Annotated in this window: 22 protein-coding genes and 1 tRNA gene; 19 read left to right on the top strand and 4 right to left on the bottom strand. The window is 62.9% G+C overall.

Annotated features, from left to right (window positions below):
- Positions 1–507 precede the first annotated feature (507 nt).
- Positions 508–1,947 (top strand): dihydrolipoyl dehydrogenase, encoded by a 1,440-nt coding sequence (gene lpdA, locus ACR9ZN_RS11800; protein ID WP_454814098.1) that lies wholly within the window; start codon positions 508–510, stop codon positions 1,945–1,947.
- Between the two features lie 129 nt (positions 1,948–2,076).
- Positions 2,077–3,036, top strand: a complete 960-nt coding sequence (gene lipA / locus ACR9ZN_RS11795) for a lipoyl synthase (protein ID WP_434956644.1) — start codon at positions 2,077–2,079, stop codon at positions 3,034–3,036.
- A gap of 39 nt (positions 3,037–3,075) precedes the next feature.
- Here lipA and ACR9ZN_RS11790 read toward each other — a convergent pair whose 3' ends face one another.
- Complete coding sequence (locus ACR9ZN_RS11790; protein WP_481272302.1) at positions 3,076–3,990, bottom strand: bifunctional helix-turn-helix transcriptional regulator/GNAT family N-acetyltransferase; 915 nt, start codon at positions 3,988–3,990, stop codon at positions 3,076–3,078.
- A 157-nt stretch (positions 3,991–4,147) separates the two neighbouring features.
- Between ACR9ZN_RS11790 and ACR9ZN_RS11785 the strand changes: the two genes are divergently transcribed.
- The gene (locus ACR9ZN_RS11785; RefSeq protein ID WP_454814096.1) at positions 4,148–4,618 is read left to right on the top strand and encodes a type II toxin-antitoxin system RatA family toxin; all 471 of its coding nucleotides are present in this window, start codon (positions 4,148–4,150) and stop codon (positions 4,616–4,618) included.
- Here the strand turns inward: ACR9ZN_RS11785 and ACR9ZN_RS11780 are convergent.
- The gene (locus ACR9ZN_RS11780) at positions 4,615–5,124 is read right to left on the bottom strand and encodes a CinA family protein (protein WP_441771866.1); all 510 of its coding nucleotides are present in this window, start codon (positions 5,122–5,124) and stop codon (positions 4,615–4,617) included. The two genes, ACR9ZN_RS11785 and ACR9ZN_RS11780, sit on opposite strands and share 4 nt — an antisense overlap.
- Positions 5,125–5,151: 27 nt before the next feature.
- Positions 5,152–6,345: a bifunctional 2-C-methyl-D-erythritol 4-phosphate cytidylyltransferase/2-C-methyl-D-erythritol 2,4-cyclodiphosphate synthase gene (locus ACR9ZN_RS11775; RefSeq protein ID WP_481272301.1), complete on the bottom strand. Its 1,194-nt coding sequence runs from the start codon at positions 6,343–6,345 to the stop codon at positions 5,152–5,154.
- 22 nt (positions 6,346–6,367) lie between these two features.
- Between ACR9ZN_RS11775 and ACR9ZN_RS11770 the strand changes: the two genes are divergently transcribed.
- The 7 genes from ACR9ZN_RS11770 (at position 6,368) to ACR9ZN_RS11740 (ending at position 12,447) form a co-directional block, all read left to right on the top strand.
- A complete protein-coding gene (locus tag ACR9ZN_RS11770; protein ID WP_441771865.1) occupies positions 6,368–7,561 on the top strand; it encodes a Ppx/GppA phosphatase family protein in 1,194 nt (397 codons plus the stop codon).
- Positions 7,558–8,322, top strand: coding sequence for an RlmE family RNA methyltransferase (locus ACR9ZN_RS11765; RefSeq protein ID WP_434956638.1), 765 nt, complete (start codon positions 7,558–7,560; stop codon positions 8,320–8,322). The genes ACR9ZN_RS11770 and ACR9ZN_RS11765 overlap by 4 nt, the downstream gene beginning before the upstream one ends.
- 86 nt (positions 8,323–8,408) lie before the next feature.
- Positions 8,409–9,326, top strand: a complete 918-nt coding sequence (locus ACR9ZN_RS11760; protein WP_481272300.1) for an alpha/beta hydrolase family protein — start codon at positions 8,409–8,411, stop codon at positions 9,324–9,326.
- Complete coding sequence (locus ACR9ZN_RS11755) at positions 9,323–9,466, top strand: hypothetical protein (RefSeq protein ID WP_434956636.1); 144 nt, start codon at positions 9,323–9,325, stop codon at positions 9,464–9,466. Before ACR9ZN_RS11760 ends, ACR9ZN_RS11755 begins: the two co-directional genes overlap by 4 nt.
- Positions 9,467–9,590: 124 nt before the next feature.
- The gene (locus tag ACR9ZN_RS11750) at positions 9,591–10,916 is read left to right on the top strand and encodes a homoserine dehydrogenase (protein ID WP_481272299.1); all 1,326 of its coding nucleotides are present in this window, start codon (positions 9,591–9,593) and stop codon (positions 10,914–10,916) included.
- Between the two features lie 89 nt (positions 10,917–11,005).
- On the top strand, positions 11,006–12,004 hold the full coding sequence (gene glpX / locus ACR9ZN_RS11745) for a class II fructose-bisphosphatase (protein ID WP_434956635.1): 999 nt from the start codon (positions 11,006–11,008) through the stop codon (positions 12,002–12,004).
- Positions 12,004–12,447: a GNAT family N-acetyltransferase gene (locus ACR9ZN_RS11740; protein ID WP_454814092.1), complete on the top strand. Its 444-nt coding sequence runs from the start codon at positions 12,004–12,006 to the stop codon at positions 12,445–12,447. Before glpX ends, ACR9ZN_RS11740 begins: the two co-directional genes overlap by 1 nt.
- 28 nt (positions 12,448–12,475) lie before the next feature.
- Here ACR9ZN_RS11740 and ACR9ZN_RS11735 read toward each other — a convergent pair whose 3' ends face one another.
- The gene (locus tag ACR9ZN_RS11735) at positions 12,476–13,549 is read right to left on the bottom strand and encodes a class I SAM-dependent methyltransferase (RefSeq protein WP_481272298.1); all 1,074 of its coding nucleotides are present in this window, start codon (positions 13,547–13,549) and stop codon (positions 12,476–12,478) included.
- Between the two features lie 410 nt (positions 13,550–13,959).
- On the opposite strand from ACR9ZN_RS11735, the gene ACR9ZN_RS11730 reads away from it, so the two are divergent.
- The 9 genes from ACR9ZN_RS11730 (at position 13,960) to ACR9ZN_RS11690 (ending at position 20,756) form a co-directional block, all read left to right on the top strand.
- The gene (locus ACR9ZN_RS11730; protein ID WP_441771862.1) at positions 13,960–14,766 is read left to right on the top strand and encodes a glycosyltransferase family 2 protein; all 807 of its coding nucleotides are present in this window, start codon (positions 13,960–13,962) and stop codon (positions 14,764–14,766) included.
- Positions 14,767–14,841: 75 nt separating this feature from the next.
- Positions 14,842–15,033, top strand: a complete 192-nt coding sequence (locus ACR9ZN_RS11725; protein WP_434956631.1) for a DUF4089 domain-containing protein — start codon at positions 14,842–14,844, stop codon at positions 15,031–15,033.
- Complete coding sequence (locus ACR9ZN_RS11720) at positions 15,030–16,448, top strand: AtzE family amidohydrolase (protein WP_481272297.1); 1,419 nt, start codon at positions 15,030–15,032, stop codon at positions 16,446–16,448. The genes ACR9ZN_RS11725 and ACR9ZN_RS11720 overlap by 4 nt, the downstream gene beginning before the upstream one ends.
- Positions 16,449–16,585: 137 nt before the next feature.
- Complete coding sequence (locus ACR9ZN_RS11715; protein WP_454814090.1) at positions 16,586–17,263, top strand: COG3904 family protein; 678 nt, start codon at positions 16,586–16,588, stop codon at positions 17,261–17,263.
- Between the two features lie 95 nt (positions 17,264–17,358).
- Positions 17,359–17,435, top strand: a tRNA-Asp gene (locus ACR9ZN_RS11710).
- Between the two features lie 480 nt (positions 17,436–17,915).
- Positions 17,916–18,281: an NADH-quinone oxidoreductase subunit A gene (locus tag ACR9ZN_RS11705; RefSeq protein WP_441771860.1), complete on the top strand. Its 366-nt coding sequence runs from the start codon at positions 17,916–17,918 to the stop codon at positions 18,279–18,281.
- Positions 18,272–18,859, top strand: a complete 588-nt coding sequence (locus ACR9ZN_RS11700; protein ID WP_149255038.1) for a NuoB/complex I 20 kDa subunit family protein — start codon at positions 18,272–18,274, stop codon at positions 18,857–18,859. Before ACR9ZN_RS11705 ends, ACR9ZN_RS11700 begins: the two co-directional genes overlap by 10 nt.
- Positions 18,860–18,870: 11 nt before the next feature.
- The gene (locus ACR9ZN_RS11695; RefSeq protein WP_481272296.1) at positions 18,871–19,482 is read left to right on the top strand and encodes an NADH-quinone oxidoreductase subunit C; all 612 of its coding nucleotides are present in this window, start codon (positions 18,871–18,873) and stop codon (positions 19,480–19,482) included.
- An 86-nt stretch (positions 19,483–19,568) separates the two neighbouring features.
- Complete coding sequence (locus ACR9ZN_RS11690; protein ID WP_434956626.1) at positions 19,569–20,756, top strand: NADH-quinone oxidoreductase subunit D; 1,188 nt, start codon at positions 19,569–19,571, stop codon at positions 20,754–20,756.
- Positions 20,757–20,765: the final 9 nt, after the last annotated feature.

Raw genomic sequence — 20,765 nt, 5'->3', positions numbered from 1 at the left:
AATTCATCGGCAGAGCTGCTGCGCCGTCCGCCGGCCTCGCGTGAAGAAGTGGTGGCCAGACTTACCTCCGGGCCGGTCAGTTCCGTGCCGGTGAATTTGGGAGGCGGCCAGTGGGCAGGAGTTTCGGCCCACTACATGCTCTATCCAGACGGTACGGGGTGGAGTTGGGGAACCGGTTTGCTCTCGTCGACAAAGGCGGTGCGTTGGGAGGTTCAGTCGGCCGGCCAGGCTCTCGAGCGCTGGAGCGCGGAATCCAAGCGCGGCATGGGAAACCTGGCTCAAATAATGGTTTGCATAGGCCCTCCCGAAACCAAGGCTCGGCAATGCCTGAATGAACGGTTTTTCGTGAAGGCCGACCCTTCCCTGCAAGTTCCGGAGGCGGCTAGGCGCAAGACCTAGAAGCGAGGCGCCGCCGGGCTTTCGACAGGGCGGCGATATTTGATGATTTGAAGTTCCAGCGCCGCGCCAGGTCATGTTGCGCGGATTGCTCGAAAGGAGAGACACTCCATGAGTTCCTACGACGTCATCGTGATCGGTTCCGGCCCCGGCGGCTATGTCACCGCCATTCGTGCCGCCCAGCTCGGCCTGAAGACGGCCGTGGTCGAGCGCGAGCATCTGGGCGGTATCTGCCTCAATTGGGGTTGCATCCCCACCAAGGCGCTGCTGCGCTCGGCCGAGGTTCTGCATAATTCCCAGCACGCCAAGGATTTCGGTCTCGTGCTCAGTGGCTCGATCAGCGCCGATGTCGGCGCCGTGGTCAAGCGCTCGCGCGGGGTTTCCGCCCAGCTCGCCACCGGCGTCGGCTTCCTCCTGAAGAAGAACAAGGTTGACGTGATCTGGGGCGAAGCCGAGATCACCAAGCCCGGCGAGATCGTGGTCAAGGCTTCGACCAAGTCGGTGCAGGGGCCGGCCATCCCGGCGCCCAAGGGCGCGCAGGGCCCCGGAACCTACCAGGCCAAGAACATCATCGTCGCCACTGGCGCCCGCCCACGCGTCCTGCCGGGCCTGGAGCCGGACAAAAAGCTGATCTGGACCTATTTCGACGCCATGGTGCCGCCGGACATGCCCAAATCGCTGATCGTGGTCGGCTCGGGCGCCATCGGCATCGAATTCGCGTCCTTCTATCGCACGCTCGGCGCCGAGGTCACGGTTGTCGAGGTGCTGCCGCAGATCCTGCCGGTGGAGGACGAGGAAATCGCCGCCCATGCGCGCAAGCGCTTCGAGAAGGCGGGCATGAAGATCCTCTCCAGCGCCAAGGTGACCAAGGTCGAGAAGACGGCCAATTCGGTCAAGGCGACGGTGGAGACGGCTGACGGCAAGTCGCAGGTAATCGAGGCCGACCGCATGATTTCAGCCGTCGGCGTGGTCGGCAATATCGAGAATCTCGGCCTGGAGAAGCTTGGCGTGAAGACCGATCGCGGCTGCGTGGTGGTCGACGGCTTCGGCAAAACCAATGTGCCGGGGATTTTCGCCATCGGCGACGTTGCCGGGCCACCGATGCTGGCGCACAAGGCCGAGCATGAGGGCGTGGTCTGTGTCGAGGCGATCGCCGGCAAGAACCCGCATGCCTTCGAGAAGGACAAGATTCCCGGCTGTACCTATTGCACGCCGCAGATCGCCAGCGTCGGCCTGACCGAGAAGAAGGCCAAGGAGGCGGGCTTCACCGTGAAAGTCGGCCGCTTCCCCTTCATCGGCAACGGTAAGGCCATTGCCCTCGGCGAGCCCGAAGGCCTGGTCAAGACGGTGTTCGACGCCAAGACCGGCAAGCTCCTGGGTGCACACATGGTCGGCGCCGAGGTGACCGAACTGGTCCAGGGCTTCGTGATCGCCATGAATCTGGAGACCACCGAGGAAGACCTCATGCATGCGGTGTTCCCGCATCCGACCCTGTCGGAAATGATGCATGAGAGCGTCCTGGACGCTTATGGGCGCGCCATCCATATGTAATGATCGACTTGATCGCATGCCTGCGATCGCGCGAGGCATGCGATCAGGAGAAGGTTGCCGGGCTTGTCCGGCAATGGTGCAGCGCGGGCGTTCCTGATATACCGGCCGCAGTGAACCGAAAGGCTTGTCATGGCTGTCGTCCTCGACCTCCTCAACAACGACAACCGGCCCCGCCATCCCGAGAAGGCGCACCGGCCGGATCAGCCCATGCTGCGCAAGCCGGACTGGATCCGCGTCAAGGCGCCCGGTTCACCGGGTTGGCGCGACACCCAGGCGATCGTCAAGGAGAACAAGCTCGTCACCGTCTGCGAGGAGGCGGGCTGCCCCAATATCGGCGAGTGCTGGGACAAGAAGCACGCCACCTTCATGATCATGGGCGACACCTGCACGCGGGCCTGCGCCTTCTGCAACGTCAAGACAGGCATGCCCGGGGCGCTCGACCCCAAGGAGCCCGAGCACACCGGCATTGCCGTGGCCAAGCTCGGCCTCAGCCACGTGGTGATCACCTCGGTCGATCGCGACGATCTCAAGGATGGCGGTGCCCAGCATTTCGCTGAAGTGATCAAGGCGATCCGCCACCATTCTCCCGGGACGACCATCGAGATCCTGACGCCCGACTTCCTGCGCAAGGAAGGCGCGCTCGAGATCGTGGTGGCGGCCAAGCCGGACGTGTTCAATCACAATATGGAAACGGTCGCTTCCAATTACCTCACCGTTCGTCCCGGCGCGCGCTATTTCCATTCGATGCGGCTGCTGCAGCGGGTGAAGGAGATCGACCCCACCATCTTCACCAAGTCGGGCATCATGGTCGGCCTTGGCGAGAAGCGGAACGAGGTTCTGCAGCTGATGGACGATCTGCGCTCGGCCAATGTCGATTTCATCACCATCGGTCAGTATCTGGCGCCGTCCCGCAAGCACCACCCGGTGGTCGCCTATATCACGCCGGACGAATTCAAGAGTTATGAGACGGTGGCCTACACCAAGGGCTTCCTGATGGTCTCCTCCTCGCCGCTGACGCGTTCCTCCCATCATGCCGGCGACGATTTCGCCAGGCTGAAGGCCAATCGGTCTGCAAAGCTGGGGCGGTAATCGTCAACAATACCGGCGTCCGCTCTTCGGCACCACGCTCTATAGATCCAGCGTCCAGGTCTGGCCGACGAGGTCCTTGCCGAAGGAATGGTGGCGGTTCTCCGCTGCCAGCTGGAAGCCTTCTGCCTGATAGATCTTCCTTGCCGCTATCAGGATGTCGTTGGTCCACAGCGTGAGCGAGGCATAGCCGAGCGCCCGGGCACGCTCGATGCAGGCGCGTACCAGCCTCTTGCCGAGCCCGTGCCCGCGGGCGCTGGGGTCGACATAGAGCAGGCGCAGCTTGCCGATGGGGGCGCTGTCGCTCTTCATCAGGAAGATCGAGCCGACGATGCGCCCGTCGAGCTCGGCGATCCAGGCATCCTCGCGGGCCGGATCGAAATTGGCGACAAAATCACCCAGGATCGTGGCGACCAGCCCTTCATAGGTCCAGTCCCAGTCATATTCCTGGTGATAGAGCTGGGTCTGGCGATGGATGACCCAGCCAAGATCCCCGGGCCTGGGCTTGCGGAGAATGACCGGCTGCGGCGAAGGCTCTTTCACGTCGAGCAGCTTCTTGATCTCCTGCATGGCGCCGACGAGTTGACCGCGCTCTCCCTCGCCGAGAGGGGAGAGCAACCTGTCGAGCTGCGCCGTGGTGCCGGCTTCGAGCTCGGCGAACGCATGGCGGCCGGCAGGTGATAGCGACAGGAGATCGCGGCGGGCATGCGCGGGATCGGTACGGCTTTCCAGCAGGCCGTCGGCCTTCAGGCGCGCGACGATCCGGCTGAGATGCGCCTTGTCCATGTCGAGGCGCCGGCCGATGTCGGCGGCAGTTTGCTCCCCGCCGGCAGCGAGTTCGTAAAGCACGCGCGCCTCCGGCAAGGGGAAGGAACTGGCTGGCATGTGCCGATCGAGCAGGCGAAGCTTATGGGTATAGAAGCGGTTGAAATCGCGGATATCGTCGATGACGGACATGGGGGAGCCATTGAATGTTGACTAAGTCAACATTGTAATCCCTCGACGATTTGTCAAACGAAATCGCGAGCCGGTCTCGCCATCTCAAGCCGGAACACCTCGATTAAACTGTTTTGCATGCCGTCCCTTGCCTATATGAAGGCATCGGAGTTTGATCATGCCTTCTTTCCGCACCACGCGCCGCGTCAAGCATTCGCCAGCCGACATGTTCGATCTGGTGGCCGATGTCGAAAAATACCCGCTCTTCGTGCCGCTCTGCTCGGCGCTGCGGGTTCGCAGCCGTCAGCCTCACGACGACGGCCGGCTTGTCATGGTCGCCGACATGACGGTGGCCTACAAGTTGATCCGCGAAACCTTCGCCAGCCGCGTGACCATGGACAGGGACAAGCTTCAGATCCTCGTCGAATATCTCGATGGCCCCTTCAGCCATCTGGAGAACCGCTGGTCCTTTTTGGATGACGGGGCAGGAGGCTGCGTCGTCGAGTTCTTCATTGACTACAGCTTCCGCTCCCGCACCCTCGGCATGCTGATGGGCGCCATGTTCGAGGCCGCCTTCCGCCGTTTCGCCGAAGCCTTCGAGAAACGGGCTGACGTCGTCTATGGGCGCAAGGTGACCGCGGCGTCCTAGACGGCAATCCTGATCTCGCCAGCAAGTTTCAAAAGGAGGTCGAGGGCCTGCTCTACGGCTTGCTTGCGGATTTCCGAACGCGACAGCTCACCGAAGCGGCGCTCCACATGCAGGCGTGGTCCCTGCTGGCTCCAGGCCGCGAAATGCACCAGGCCCACTGGCTTGGCGGCCGTGCCGCCACCAGGGCCGGCGACCCCCGTGACCGCAACCGCCAGTCCCGCCCGGGAATGCAGCACCGCTCCCTCGGCCATGGCGAAGGCGACGCTTTCGCTCACCGCGCCGTCACGCTCGATCAGGGCCGGCGATACGCCGAGCATCTGCGCTTTTGCCTCGTTGGAATAGGTGACGAAGCCGCGATCCACCACGTCGGACGAGCCGGGGATGGCGGTGAGGGCGCCGGCCACGAGACCGCCCGTGCAGGATTCCGCCGTTGCCACCATGAGGCCCTTGGCGCGGCAGGCAGCGAGCACCTTTGCGGCACGCTCGAAGAAGATCTCGTCATTCATGATGCGCTCTCCTTATGATGCTCCCGATCATCCCCAGGGGAGCCTTACGGTCGCCGACGCCATGGCGGCGATGCCTTCGCGTCGGCCGGTAAAGCCCAGGCCCTCGGTGGTGGTCGCCTTGACTCCCACCCGGTCGACGGCAATTCCGGCGATCTCGGCGATGCGCGCCCGCATGGCGTCTCGGTGCGGGCCGATCTTCGGTGCCTCGCACAGCAGCGTGACGTCGAGATGGGCGATGGCACCACCGCGCGCCCGTACCAGGCCAACGGCATGAGCCAGGAAACGATCGGACGAGGCTCCCTTCCATTGCGGATCGGAAGGAGGGAAATGCGAGCCGATATCGCCGTCTCCGATGGCACCCAGAATGGCGTCGGTCAGGGCGTGGAGGCCGACATCGGCATCCGAATGCCCCTTGAGCTTGTGGTCGTGGGCGATCTTCACGCCATTGAGCCAGACATGGTCGCCTTCGGCGAAAGCATGGACGTCGAAGCCTGTTCCCGTTCGGGCATCGCCGAGGGCTGCCAATTCGTTGGCTGCCCGTTCCGCACGCTGGAAGTCGCTTTCGGTCGTCAGTTTCATGTTGGTTGCTTCGCCTTCGAAGATATGGAGAGGATGGCCGGCCCACTCGGCGACCGCGCCATCGTCGGTCAATGTCTCGATGCCGGCTTCCGCTGCTGCGAGATGAGACGACAGGATCAGGTCGAAGCCGAAGGCCTGCGGTGTCTGTACGGCGCGCAGCAGGCTGCGTTCCGGCGTCGCCTTGACCCTGCCGTCCAGGTCGATCTGCTTGATGGTATCGGTAACCGCCAGTCCTGGCACTGCCGCTCCGTGCGCCCGGGCCGCTTCGATGGCCCGGTCGATCAAGGCGGGGCTGGCGAAGGGGCGTGCCGCGTCGTGCAGCAGCACGATATCGGGCCTGTCGCCGATAAGTGCCTTCAGGCCCGCCAGACAGGATGCCTGCCGGGTGCTGCCGCCGAGAACCCAGCCGGCCTGCTTGCTGATTCCCGCAGAGCTTGCCGTAAAGAACGCCTCGTCTCCCGCGCCGATCACCGTGACGATGCTGTCGATGGCAGGATGCTGCTCGAAAAGGGCGAGGGTGCGGGCGAGGACGGTTCGTCCGCCCAACAGGCGATACTGCTTGGGAACGGCGCCGCCGACACGCGATCCGCGTCCCGCTGCGACGATCAGCGCTGCTACGCGCAACTTGGCTGGAGCCTTCATGATCTTGATAACACGAACATAGATGGAATTCTTTCTCGCCACCGGCGCGGAACTTGTTACACTCGTAGACGAAGTGGCGAAATGCCTGTGGCGCAGGAAAATTGCGACCGGGCAGGGTCAAGGTAGTATTTTGGTGGATCGAAGTTTGGAGGCACAAGCGCCTCGGTCGAGTGAGGGTGCACATCTGCCCGTGCCGCAATTCCGGCAAGGAGAACAGCCGCGCCGTCACCACACCTATGCCGCGCTTGATCTTGGCACCAATAATTGCCGCCTTCTGGTTGCGCGCCCGACGGGAGAAGGATTTCGCGTCATCGACGCCTTCTCTCGCATCGTGCGGCTAGGCGAGGGGCTGGGAGCCAGTGGCAGCCTGCATATCAACGCCATGGGCCGGGCTGTCGATGCCTTGGCTGTCTGCGCCCAGAAGATGCGGGATCGCCGCGTTGACCGGGCAAGATTGATCGCCACCGAGGCCTGCCGTGCGGCCGATAACGGCCTGCTGTTTGTCGAGCGCGTGCTGAAGGAAACCGGGCTCGACCTCGAAATCGTCGACCGGGAGACCGAGGCCAGGCTCGCAGCCGCAGGCTGCATTCCCTTGATCGATCGCAATCTCGACGGTGTGGTGCTTTTCGATATTGGCGGCGGCTCCTCCGAGATCGTCTGGCTCGACATCGATCCGGCCGATCGGAACCGGCAGCCCAAGGTGCGTGGCTGGACGTCGCTCCCCGTCGGGGTGGTGACGCTCTCCGAACGCCATGGCGGCGTCAGGGTGACGCGCGAGAGTTTCGAGCGCATGGTGGACGATGTTTCGACCATGCTGGCCTCATTCTCGCACCGGGAGGCCATCGCCAAGCGGGTCAAGCGCCTGCATTTGCTGGGCACCTCGGGCACGGTGACTACCATGGCCGGCATCCATCTCGAACTGCCGCGCTATGATCGGCGTCGGGTGGATGGCTTGTGGATGTCGCGCGGCGAGATCGACGACGTGCTCGAACGCCTGCTGGATATGACCTATGAGGAGCGCGTCGCCAATGCCTGTATCGGCCCGGAGCGGGCCGATCTGGTGATGGCCGGATGCGCCATTTTCGAGGCCATTCGGCGGGCTTTTCCCTGTGAACGATTGCGCGTGGCCGATCGTGGCCTGCGCGAAGGATTATTGGTGCAGATGATGCAGGAGGATCGCGTCTGGCGTCACAACGGTGCGGGGCGCAACCCGTGAGTGGTGGAGCAGGCAAGGGCGGTGGTCCCGGCAAAGGCAAGAACAGTTCCGGCCGGGGCAGTGGCGCGCGTGAACTGGGCGTTCGGCTGAAGACGGCACGGGGACGGACACATTCCTCGCAACTCTGGCTCGAGCGCCAGCTCAACGACCCCTATGTCGCCCGCGCCAAGCGGGAGGGACGGCGTTCGCGCGCGATCTACAAGCTGATCGAGATCAACGACAAGGCCAAGCTCCTCAAGCCCGGCCAACGTGTGCTCGATCTCGGCGCGGCCCCTGGCGGATGGTCCCAGCTGGCGGCGGAGATCACCGATTCCGTCAATGGCCGCGGCAAGGTGGTGGCGATCGACCTCCTGCCCATCGATCCCATTCCAGGCGTCGATTTCGAGCAGATGGACTTCATGGACGATGCCGCGCCCGACCGGTTGAAGGCGATGCTCGGCGGCCCCGCCGATCTCGTCCTGTCCGACATGGCCGCCAATACGGTCGGCCATCGTGCCACGGATCATCTGCGCATCATTGCGCTGGTGGAAGCGGCGGCGTATTTCGCCGTAGAGGTACTGGCCCCAGGCGGGGCTTTCCTCGCCAAGGTCTTCCAGGGCGGTACCGAAGGCGATGTCCTGACCCTTCTCAAGCGCGACTTCGCGGTGGTGAAACACCTGAAACCGGCGGCGAGCCGCGCGGGTTCGAGCGAGATGTATGTGCTGGCGACCGGGTTTCGGGGGAGGGGCCCTTCGGCCGATCGAGAGACCGGCAACGCCTGAGCGGAAGTTCTCTCGATCTCTTCGCGCAAGAATCGCCATGATTGCCGCTATCAAGGCACGGAAACGGTATCTTCGGAATCGCTGGCATGGCTTGCCGCCCACGACTGACGCGCCGATCATTCCTTGCAGCCTCTGCGGCCTCGTTCCTGCCCTTCGAGGCGAAGGCGGTGTCCGCCTCTCCGGCACTGCCGCCGCTGGTCACGCGTGATTACGCGCTGGATCGCCAGAGTTTCCGCAGCCATCTCCTCAAGTCAGGTCCGGCGCCTGATCACGGCGATGTTTTGACGGAACCCCCACGCGGAGCCCAGATTCTACCTTATCGATCGGGTTCGCTCGACCTGCTGGCCTGGCGATCTCGACCAGACGGAAAGGGCGGCAGGAAACCGGCGGTCCTCTTCCTTCATGGCGGCAATGCGCTGGGGCTCGGCCACTGGGAACTGGCCAGGCCTTACCTCCAGGCCGGCTATGTGGTGATGGTACCGGCCTTCCGGGCGGAGAATGGGCAGAGGGGAGCCTTTTCGGGCTTTTACGATGAGAGCGCCGACGTATTGGCGGCCGCTGAGGTGCTGGTGGCCCAATCCGACGTCGATCCTTCGCGGCTCTTCGTTTGCGGCCACAGCGTCGGCGGCACACTGACGCTGCTTGCCGCCCTCAGCAGCGGCGGCTTTCGCGGTGCCTCCTCCTTCTCGGGCAATCCCAGTGCTTTTGCCTTTTTCAAGCGTTTTCCCGAGGATATCCGCTTCGATACGGACGACCCGCGTGAATTCGAGATGCGTTCGGCGGTCTGTTATGCCCCGAGCTTCAAATGCCCGGTTCTCATCCAGCACGGCACGGCAGAGGTGCACATTCAGGACATGTCGGTGCTGACGGAGCGGCGCGCAAAGGCCGCCGGGCTGCCGGTCGAGCACGCCGCCGTTCGCGGCGACCATTTCTCGGCGCTGCCGGAAGAGACGATGCGCAGCCTGGCCTTCTTCGCCAGGTTGGGAAGCGGGCGCGCCGGATGAGCGGCCTGATCAATCATTATCGCGATATGACGCGTAGCAACGCCTTTTCCAGCGCCAGCCTGCCCAAGGCATGCTGCCGGCTCAGCGACGATCGCGACCTGCGCGAGACGGCTGCGCGCCATTTCGATGCCGGTGCCTGAAGGCTGCCTTTTGGTGCTCTATCCACCAAAGTTGGAAAGTTCATCGCGAGAAATCCCTGTCTGGATGACTTGATCCCGGCAGCGTGCCATTGCACAAGTGCGCAATCTCTAGTTCGGACTGATGATGGCTGATCCTCTTAAAATCGGTATTGCCGGCCTTGGCACCGTCGGTGCCTCCACCATTCGCCTTCTCGATCGTCGTGCCAATGCGCTTGCCGCCAGTTGCGGCCGGGGCGTGACGGTCACCGCCGTTTCCGCCCGTTCGCGAACGCGCGACCGCGGCTTGCCGATGGAGCGCTTTCGCTGGTTCGACGATCCGGTCGAGCTGGCTCGCGATCCCGGCATCGATGTCTTCGTCGAATTGATGGGCGGCGAGGAGGGAGCAGCGCATGAGGCGGTGAAGGCGGCCCTCGATGCCGGCAAGCCGGTGGTAACGGCCAACAAGGCTCTGCTGGCGCGCCATGGCTTTGATCTCGCCAGGCGGGCAGAGGAGGCCGGCGTCGCTCTTAATTTCGAAGCAGCCGTTGCCGGCGGCGTGCCGATCATCAAGACGCTGCGCGAGGCGCTTATCGGCAACAATATCGATCGCGTCTACGGCATCCTGAACGGCACCTGCAACTACATCCTGACCAAGATGGAGGCCGAGGGCCTGTCTTTCGACGCCTGCCTGAAGGAGGCTCAGCGCCTGGGCTATGCCGAAGCCGACCCCACCTTCGATATTGGCGGCTTCGATACCGCCCATAAGCTGGCTCTGCTCACCAGCCTGGCCTTCGGCACGCAGGTGAATGCCGATGCCATCCATGTCGAGGGTATCGAGCGCATCACCACCGAGGATCTGCTGGCCGCCGACGAACTTGGCTATCGCGTCAAGCTGCTCGGGGTCGCCACCCGTTCCGAAGCGGGTGTGGAGCAGCGTGTTCACCCCACCATGGTACCGAAGTCGACCCCGATCGCGCAGGTCAACGGCGTCACCAATGCGGTGGCTGTCGATGCCGATGCCGTTCCGGAACTGACCCTGGTCGGCCCCGGCGCGGGCGGCGAGGCTACGGCCTCTGCGGTGGTCGGCGATATTGCTGATATCGCGCGAGGACAGGCCATAGCACCGTTCGGGCGCAAGACCGGTGATCTTGAGCCGCTGCCGGCGGCCGCCATGCAGGCCCACAAGGGCGGTTATTATGTCCGCCTTTCGGTGGCGGACAGGCCGGGCGCGGCGGCGGGCATCGCCACCCGCATGGCCGAACGCGGGATTTCGCTGGAATCGATCGTGCAGAAGCACCGGGGCGGCAGGGTCTATGGTGGCGACGACCCGAGCAAGGTCGCCGGCGCGGTGCCCGTCATCCTCATTACCTACGCCACGACCGAGGCGGATATTCGCGGCGCCGTCGACGCCATGGTTTCCGATGGCTACATCGTGGAAACGCCGCAATTGATCCGCATCGAGCGCGAATAAGCAACATCTCAGGGCGTGTCGCCAGTTATGGTTTGACCTCGTCAAACGCCAAACCATAACTGACGACACGCCTAACAACGGAGGAAGCCATGTCGGAGATTATTCAGGTCAAGCCGACGGATGTCATTGAGCGCATCCTTTCCCTTGAACTGGTTCGTGTGACCGAACGCGCCGCCGTTGCCTCGGCATTGCTGCGTGGAAGAGGGGATGAAAAGGCCGCAGACAAGGCGGCTGTCGACGCCATGCGGCGCGAGCTCAACAAGATGCCGATCGACGGTACCGTCGTCATCGGCGAGGGTGAGCGCGACGAGGCGCCGATGCTGTTCATCGGCGAAAAGGTCGGCAATGGCCTTGGCCCCAAGGTCGACATCGCCGTCGATCCGCTGGAAGGCACCACGCTCTGCGCCAAGGACATGCCGGGTTCGATCGCCGTGATGGCGATGGCCTCGGCCGGTTCGCTCCTCAACGCGCCGGACGTCTATATGGACAAGATCGCCATCGGGCCCGGTTATGCCGAAGGCATCGTCGATCTCGACGCCAGCGTGGAAGACAATCTGCATGCCCTGGCCAAGGCCAAGGGCGTCAAGCCGCGCGAACTGACCGCGCTGGTGCTCGATCGTCCGCGCCACGCCCCGATCATCGAGGCGATCCGCAAGGTCGGCGCTTCGATTCGCGTCATCACCGACGGCGACGTCGCGGGAGTCATCTTCACCACCAATGCCCACGAGACCGGCATCGACATCTATCTGGGCATCGGCGGCGCTCCGGAAGGCGTGCTGGCGGCTGCGGCACTGCGCTGCGTCGGCGGCCAGATGCAGGCCCGTCTCATCCTCGACACCGAGGCCAAGCGTGAGCGCGCCCTGAAGATGGGCGTCACCGATCCGGCCCGCAAATACAAGATGGAGGAACTCGCCTCCGGGGACGTCATCGTTGCCGCGACCGGCGTGACCGACGGGGCTCTGCTCCAGGGCGTGAAGTTCCGCGGGCCCGTGATCACCACCGAGACGGTGATCTACCGTTCGCTCAACGGCACGGTGCGCCGCATCCATGGCGAACATCGCCAGATGTCGAAATTCAATCTCGACTGATGGATATTCGTGCGCTCACGGCCGAGGAACGCCCTGCCTGGGAAGCGCTCTGGCAGGGCTACCTCACTTTCTACAAGGCGTCGGTGCCCGAGGAGACCACGGCACTGACCTGGGCACGATTCCACGATCCCGCCGAGCCGATGTCCGCCTATGGCGCCTTCATCGACGGCCGGCTTGCCGGCATCGTGCACCTGATCCTGCATCGCTCGACCTGGACGCCGGGCCCCTATTGCTATCTGCAGGACCTGTTCACCGCCGAATGGGCGCGCCGCCAAGGCGTCGCCCGCGGATTGATCGAATGGTCCTATCAGGAAGCCACGCGCTGGGGTGCCAGCCGCGTCTATTGGCTGACGCACGAAACCAATGTGGAAGCGCAAGCCGTCTACGACCAGGTAGCGTCCCGTTCGGGCTTCATCCAGTACCGCAAGATGCTGCCGGCCTGAACGGCCGGCAGGCTTCATCCCGCTCTGGTTACGGCCTCGCTTCGAGGATGAGATTGAACGGTGTTTCCGTTGCACGACGGAAGCGGGTGAAACCGGCTTCCGCCGCCACCTTGCGCAGCCGAGCCTCCCCGGCTTGCGCGCCGAGCGCCAGGCCGACTTCCTGGTCGAGTGAGGCCGGCGTGCAGATCATGGTGGAAGCGGCGTAGTAGATACGCCCGACCGGATTGAAATTATCCTCGAGCCTGTCATTGGCGAAGGGTTCCACCAGCATGCAGGTGCCTTCAGGGGCCATCGTCGTCCTGACGTGGCGCAAGGCTCCGACAGGATCACCCATGTCGTGCAGGCAATCGAAGAAACATACAAGATCGTAGCCGTGCGCCGGCACCGTCTTGGCCGTGCTCACCTCAAAGGTGACGCGGTCGGCGATTCCCGCGGCTGCGGCGGCACTTCTGGCGTCTTCGATCGAGCCGGGGTGATAGTCGAAGCCGTGAAAGCGTGAATTGGGGAAGGCGCGAGCCATGATCATGGTCGAGACGCCGTGTCCGCAGCCGATATCGGCAACGCTCGCGCCTTGCTCCAGTTTTTCAACCACACCGTCCAAGGCGGGCAGCCATTCCTGCACGAGATGGTGGCGATAGGCGGTGCGGAAAAAACGGGCCGTGCCGCAGAACAGGCATTTGTTCCGCTTGTCCCAGCCGACCCCCTTGCCAGTCCGGAACGCATCGGAGATGGCCGGTTCGTCTCGCAAGGTCGCGGCGACAAGATCGCCGACAGCACCCAGAAAGACGGGGCTGTCTTCATCGGCAAAGACCGCGGCCTGCTCCGGCTGCATGGAAAAGCAGCCGGTCCCGGGATCATAGTCCACATAGTCGGATGCGGCTTGCGCGGCGAGCCATTCGCGTATGTAACGCTCGGAGGTCCCGGTCTTCTCGGCGAGTTCCTGAGATGTCATCGGCCCGGCCTCTGCGAGGGCCTTGTAGAGGCCGAGCTTGTCGCCGATGAGGAGCAGCGACGCATTTATCGCGGCGCCGACATCGCCGAGCATCTTGCCCATGAAGGCGTTGAGCTTGTCGGGGTCTATCGTTCTATTCTGTACGGCCATCGCTGCTCTCCTGTCGTTGGATGCGGCCGTCGTCGGCATTCCGATCGGATTCCCTCGGCGATGCGGTCCTTGCGTGTTTCGTTTCGAGGCAGGCATGAGGCATCACTGCCGGGTGACAGCGATCTGCGACTTGAACCGTGAAATTGGCGACGCCTGAACTGGCTCGATCACGAGACGAGAGCGAAGGCTTGCATGACGCCTGCGCCGGGAACCCAAGCCGGCGACGATGACATCTTCGTCCTTGCGGGATCTTTCGTTACAACCATACCTTGTGCGCGATGAATAATACCACAGCAAGATGAGCGCTGCTCTTGGCCATTAGGCGGATGCCGCAACGTCGGGATGGACAAAATCCCGGGGTTCCGGTCGACGGGCTGGTCATTTTTCGAGGCATCGATTAGATCACCGCCATGTCGCCACCCGCATCACCATCCGGGCTGCCGGGCCCGCCGCCATTGTCCGTCTTCATCATCGCCTTCAACGAGGCCGATCGCATCGGCGCGACGATTGAAGCGGTGCGCGCCCTAACGGATGATCTCGTCGTGGTCGATTCAGGATCGACCGACGGCACGCAGGCGATCGCCGAGAAGCTCGGCGCCAAGGTGATCCACAATGCCTGGCCCGGCTATGGTCCGCAAAAGCGCTTCGCCGAAACGCAATGCCGCCACAACTGGATCCTCAATATCGACGCGGACGAGGTCGTGTCCTCGCAGCTTGCGGCCGAGATCCGCACCCTGTTCTCGGGCAGCGGCCCTCAGGCCGATGGGTACGAGATCAACATCGCGGAGGTCTTTCCGGGGGAAAGGGAGCCTCATCGCTGGGGATACACGTTGGCGCCGGTGCGGCTCTATCGATTCGATCGTGGCCGCTATGCCGATTCGACCGTGCACGATCGCGTGCATTTCAACGATCAGCCGCGAATCGCACGGCTCAAGGGGCGCATTCATCATTATTCGATTCGCTCGCTCGGCGACGAAATTGCCAAGTTGAATGCCTATACCGAGCAACAGGCCGAAGATCTCGACAAGAGAGGAAAGACACTCGGCAGTTGGCGGATTCTGACCGAGTTCCCCCTCAACTTCCTGAAGGCCTATATTGTACGCCGTCATTTCGTACGCGGCCTCTACGGCATCGCGACGGCGACGAACTATGCCTATTTCCGGTTTCTTCGCCTAGCCAAGCATATGGAGAGGCGTCGCCTGCGCAAACTTCGGTGATGCCCTATCATTTGGCTTGTCTTCGCGAGATGAAGGAGGGACAGTCCGCCTACATCTTTCTCGAGGGGCGATGCGATGAGCGACAAACCCGAATTCGATGCGCAGGCGGTCATCGATGCGATGGCACCGATGATCGGAATCGAAGTCGATCCTGATTTTCGTGAAGGCGTCGCCGCCAATCTGAAATTGACTGCCGAATTGGCGCAACTGGTGCTGTCTTTCCCGATCGAGGACAGCAATCAGCCCGCTGCGGTTTTCGAAGCATGACAAGCCTGCTCGATCAGGGCTGCTCGCCGCAACTGGGCGTTCTGGAAATCTCCTCCGGCATCCGCAGCGGCCGCTTCACTGCCCGCGCGGCGATCGAGCACAGCCTCGCGCGAATCGAACGCCTGGATGGCAAAGTGGGGGCCTTTACCGCTGTGCTCACCGAGCGCGCACTGGCACGGGCCGATGCCATCGATGCCCGCCATTCCGCCGGCAAGCCGGTCGGGGCCCTCGCCGGCGTCCCCTTCGCCGTGAAGAACCTCTACGACATCGCCGGTCTCGTCACACTCGCGGGTTCCAGGATCAACCGGGACAATCGGCCGGCCACCCGGGATGCGACGCTGATCGAGCGCCTGGAAGGGCAGGGGGCGATCTGCGTGGGCGCGCTCAACATGAGCGAATACGCCTATGATTTCACCGGCCAGAACCCGCATGGGGCGCCTTCCCGAAATCCCCACGCACTCGATCATCTGGCCGGCGGATCCTCCAGCGGCCCGGCCAGCGCGGTGGCGGCGGGCTTCGTACCCCTGGCCCTGGGCAGCGACACCAATGGAGCGATCCGTGTGCCGGCCTCTCTGTGTGGGCTGTTCAGCCTGAAGCCGACCTATGGTCGACTCAGCCGCGCACGCAGTTTTCCTTTCGTCGCCAGCCTCGATCACATGGGCCCGCTGGCACGCTCGGCCCGCGACCTCGCCTTCGCCTATGATGCAATGCAGGGGCCCGATCCCGACGATCCAAGCTGTGCTCAACGCCCGGCGCAGCCGGCCCTGTTCGAACTCGGCCGGGGGATCGAGGGGCTGCGTATCGCCGTGGCCGACGGTTACTTTCATCCAGAAGGCAATCGCGATGCTATCGAGGCCGTACGGCGCTGCGCCAAAGCGCTCGACGCCAGCGAGACCGTCGAGGTCCCCCAGGCAGCGATAGCCCGCGCTGCCGCCTTCCTGATCACCATTACCGAGAGTGGAGGACTGCATCGCGAAAGGCTGCGCGTGCGCGCCAAGGATTTTGCGCCGGCCGTGCGGGACCGCTTGATCGCGGGCAACATGGTGCCAGCGACCTGGGTAACAGCGGCGCATCACTTTCGGCATTGGTTCCAAGCGGAGATGCATCGCATCTTCGAACGAATCGATCTGATCCTGGCACCGGCCACGCCCTGCCGAGCCCCCAGAATCGATGCGACCACTATCGAGATCGGTGACCAGACTATGCCGCTTCGTGCGAATCTCGGACTGTTTACCCAACCGATTTCCTTTATTGGATTGCCCGTGGTTACGGTGCCGCTCTGGAGCGAGGGCGAGAGACTCCCGATTGGCGTTCAGATCATCGCTCCCGCCTGGCGGGAGGATCTGGCCTTGCGGGCTGCCTGGGCGCTGGAAACGGCAGGGGTCGTGCGGGCACCGGTCGCCGATATCGAATAGAGTCCGACCCGCTAGGCTATGGCGTTTTGCGATCTGGCGGAATCGCCAGGAAACGCAAAGACGCGTAGGACCTACACAGTGAGAGCAAACAAACGTTTCCGTCCAAACGCGCTTTGCTCGAAGGAAAAGCAGACATAATGATTGGTTCTTTGTTGCGTGCCATCGGGTTGGGGGCACTTGCGATGGGGCTATGCTGGGCCGCCCTGTCGCAGCCGGCATCCGCCGCCGCCATGGACTTCAAGGTGGTGAGCCTGTCCTTCGGCTCCAAATGCGGCAAGCGCTGTCCTAGCCTGATGGTCGCCAATGGCGAGATGACGAGCGGCACGGTGCAGCGTTTCATCGCCTTCGCTCAACAGGCCTCGAAACTCGGCACCAGCAATGTGCTGATCATCGATTCGCCCGGCGGCCATCTGGTCGAAGGCGTCAATCTGGGCCATGTGCTGCGGAAATTGCGCACGAGCGTGTTCGTTGGACGCGTGATCACGCTGGGCGGGCAGACAATTGCGGTCAACGGCTCCTGCATGTCGGCCTGTGTCTATGCGCTGATGGGCGGCAATAAGCGATTCGTCACGGCCGGATCGCGAGTCGGCGTGCATCGCGAATATCTGCCCAACAGCTCCGGCAGCGATCCGCTCTCGGTCCTGCGCAGCACGAGGCGATTCCCGGAAGTGACGCAGATGCTGCGCGACTACTCAAAAAAAATGGGCGTGAACCCCGCTTTGATCGATCTCGCAGAGCGATATGGCGTCGGAAGCATCCGGATTCTGACGCCGGAGGACATCAAGCGCTTTCGGCTGGCGCGCATTGCGAACTGAATTTGCAGTGCGTTGCGAAATGTCGCTTGACACTGCGCGGGTGGCCCTCTAATCACCGCGCCACGCCAGCACGGTTCGCCGCCGCTGGCGGAGACGGGGGAGTAGCTCAGTTGGTTAGAGCGTCGGCCTGTCACGCCGAAGGTCGCGGGTTCAAGTCCCGTCTCTCTCGCCATTTGTGACAAAAAGCCAGCCTTCGGGCTGGCTTTTGCATTTTCAGCCCGACAATACGCAAGGCGGTCGGTTGCAGGCATATGGCTCCTTGCAACTCATATCGGCTATGCGCCAAGATCATGCCAGAATCGCCCGATATTCTGCCGCAGTGCGGTAGGAATCTCTTGGCTGGAACGCTTCCAAGCTTGCGCCTCCCATAGCCGTGGTTTAAGGCTCGCTGCAGGTCGTTCACGACGCAGCATGATGGTGGTTTTCCAAAGCGCTGTAGAGGGATGACCGGTGTGAGCGCCGCTGTCGAAGCGCGCCCATACTCGTATCGTCCAAACGTGGTGGCCCCGAGTTCAAGCGCTCCCGGTCGATCACAGCTGGAGCAACGTGCGTCTCAGCGAAAACGCCGCATTGCTCCAACTCTTTGTCTCGACGCGTCTTTGCGATTCCTGGTGAGCCCACCAAATCGCAAGCCGCTTTAGGGTTCGTGCTGATGGACAACCTTCTCGCCGGCTATCTGCCGCTTATCATCTTCATCGGGGTCTCGGCCGTCATTGGCCTGGCGCTTCTGGTGGCGCCCTTCCTCGTGGCGTATCAGCGCCCGGACCCGGAAAAACTTTCCGCCTATGAGTGCGGGTTCAACGCCTTCGACGACGCGCGCATGAAGTTCGACGTGCGCTTCTATCTGGTGTCGATCCTGTTCATCATCTTCGACCTCGAAGTGGCATTCCTGTTCCCCTGGGCGATCAGTTTCAAGGAGGTTGGCCTGTTCGGCTTCACCTCGATGATGATTTTCCTGGCCGTGCTGACCATCGGCTTCGTTTATGAGTGGAAGAAGGGCGCGCTCGAATGGGATTGAACCTGGACACAGCCGGCGGCACGCTGGTGGCGCCGGCGCCCAAGGGCATCATCGACCCGAACACCGGCAAGCCGGTCGGTTCGACCGATCCGTTTTTCGTGGACATCAACGCTGAGCTGGCCGATCGCGGCTTCCTCGTCACCTCGGCCGACAACCTGATCAACTGGGCCCGCACCGGCTCGCTGATGTGGATGACCTTCGGCCTTGCCTGCTGCGCGGTCGAGATGATGCAGGTCTCGATGCCCCGTTACGACGTCGAGCGCTTCGGCTTCGCGCCGCGCGCCTCGCCTCGGCAGTCCGACGTGATGATCGTGGCGGGCACCCTGACCAACAAGATGGCGCCGGCCCTGCGCAAGGTCTATGACCAGATGCCAGAGCCGCGTTACGTGATCTCGATGGGTTCCTGCGCCAATGGTGGGGGCTACTACCACTACTCTTATGCGGTCGTGCGTGGCTGCGATCGCATCGTGCCCGTTGACATCTACGTGCCCGGCTGCCCGCCCACTGCGGAAGCGCTGCTCTATGGCGTGCTGCTGCTGCAGAAGAAGATCCGCCGTACCGGCACTATCGAGCGTTGAGCGGAGCTGACATGGCAAATTCGCAAACCCTGCAGGAGATCGGCGAGGCGCTTCAAACTGCCTTTCCGCAAGCCGTGTCTGGCCTGGTCCACGCCTTCGGCGAATTGACCGTCAGCACGGATGCAGACAACGTCCTGGCTGTTCTCAAGCATCTGCGTGATGACGCCGGCTCGCGCTTCGTGTCGATCATCGATGTTTGTGGAGCCGACTATCCGGCTCGCGAGAAGCGCTTCGATGTGGTCTATCATCTGCTTTCGCCGACCAAGAACGTGCGCATTCGCGTGAAGCTGGAGACGGACGAGGCGACCCCGGTGCCCTCGGCTATCGAGCTGTTCCCCGGCGTGCTCTGGTTCGAGCGCGAAGCCTACGATCTCTACGGCATCCTGTTCACCGGCCATCCCGACCTGCGCCGGCTCCTGACCGATTACGGCTTTGACGGCCACCCCCTGCGCAAGGACTTCCCGATGACCGGGTTTGTCGAGGTGCGCTGGGACGACGAAGCCAAGCGCGTGGTCTACGAGCCCGTCAGGCTCAACCAGGAATTCCGCAACTTCGATTTCCTGTCGCCATGGGAAGGCACCGATTACGTGCTGCCCGGCGACGAGAAGGCGAAGGCGAGCTGACGCGTTCCCGCGCGCCGGATCAGGACTAGCAAGACTCTCGAAATGGCTCCGAACAAGCTGGCCAACTCGGAAAGTTTGGAAACGACATGAACGACCAACCGCATCTGCGCAATTTCGCGATCAATTTCGGCCCGCAGCATCCGGCGGCGCACGGCGTGTTGCGTCTGGTCATGGAGCTGGACGGCGAGGTGGTCGAGCGTGTCGATCCCCATATCGGCCTGCTGCATCGCGGTACCGAGAAGTTGATCGAAGCCAAGACCTTCATGCAGGCCATTCCCTATTTCGATCGGCTCGATTATGTCGCGCCGATGAATCAGGAGCATGCCTATTGCCTGGCCATCGAACGCCTGCTTGGCTTGGAAGTGCCCAGGCGTGGCCAGCTTGTCCGCGTCCTTTATTCCGAGATCGGCCGCATCCTCTCGCATCTGCTCAACGTCACCACGCAGGCCATGGATTGTGGTGCGCTGACCCCGCCACTGTGGGGCTTCGAAGAGCGCGAGAAGCTGATGATCTTCTACGAGCGTGCCTCGGGCAGCCGCATGCATGCCGCCTATTTCCGCGCGGGCGGCGTCCACCAGGACCTGCCGCCGGAACTGATCGACGACATCGAGGCCTTCTGCGATCCCTTCCTCAAGGTTTGCGACGACCTTGAGGGGTTGCTCACCGACAACCGCATCTTCAAGCAGCGTAATGTCGATATCGGCATCATCGCTTTGGATGACGCCTGGGCATGGGGCTATTCGGGTGTGATGGTGCGTGGCTCGGGCGCCGCCTGGGATCTGCGCAAGTCGCAACCCTACGAATGCTATTCCGAGCTCGATTTCGACATTCCGATCGGCAAGAACGGCGACAATTACGATCGTTACTGCATCCGCATGGAAGAGATGCGCCAATCGGTCCGCATCATGAAGCAATGCTGCGCGCTTTTGCGTACGACGAGCGGGCCGGTTTCTGCCGCCGACAACAAGGTCGTGCCACCCAAGCGCGGCGAGATGAAGCGCTCGATGGAAGCGCTCATCCATCATTTCAAGCTCTACACCGAGGGCTATCACGTGCCTGCCGGCGAGGTTTACGCGGCCGTCGAAGCGCCCAAGGGCGAATTTGGCGTCTATCTGGTCTCCGACGGCGGCAACAAGCCCTATCGCTGCAAGATCCGCGCACCAGGGTTTGCGCATCTACAGTCGATGGACTGGCTGTGCCGCGGCTACATGCTGGCCGACGTCTCCGCCATCCTGGGTTCTCTCGACATCGTGTTCGGCGAAGTCGATCGTTGATTTCTTAGG

The organism is Labrys sp. HAY1-8F (assembly GCF_056754975.1).
This window is presented reverse-complemented; position numbering and strand designations above follow the sequence as displayed.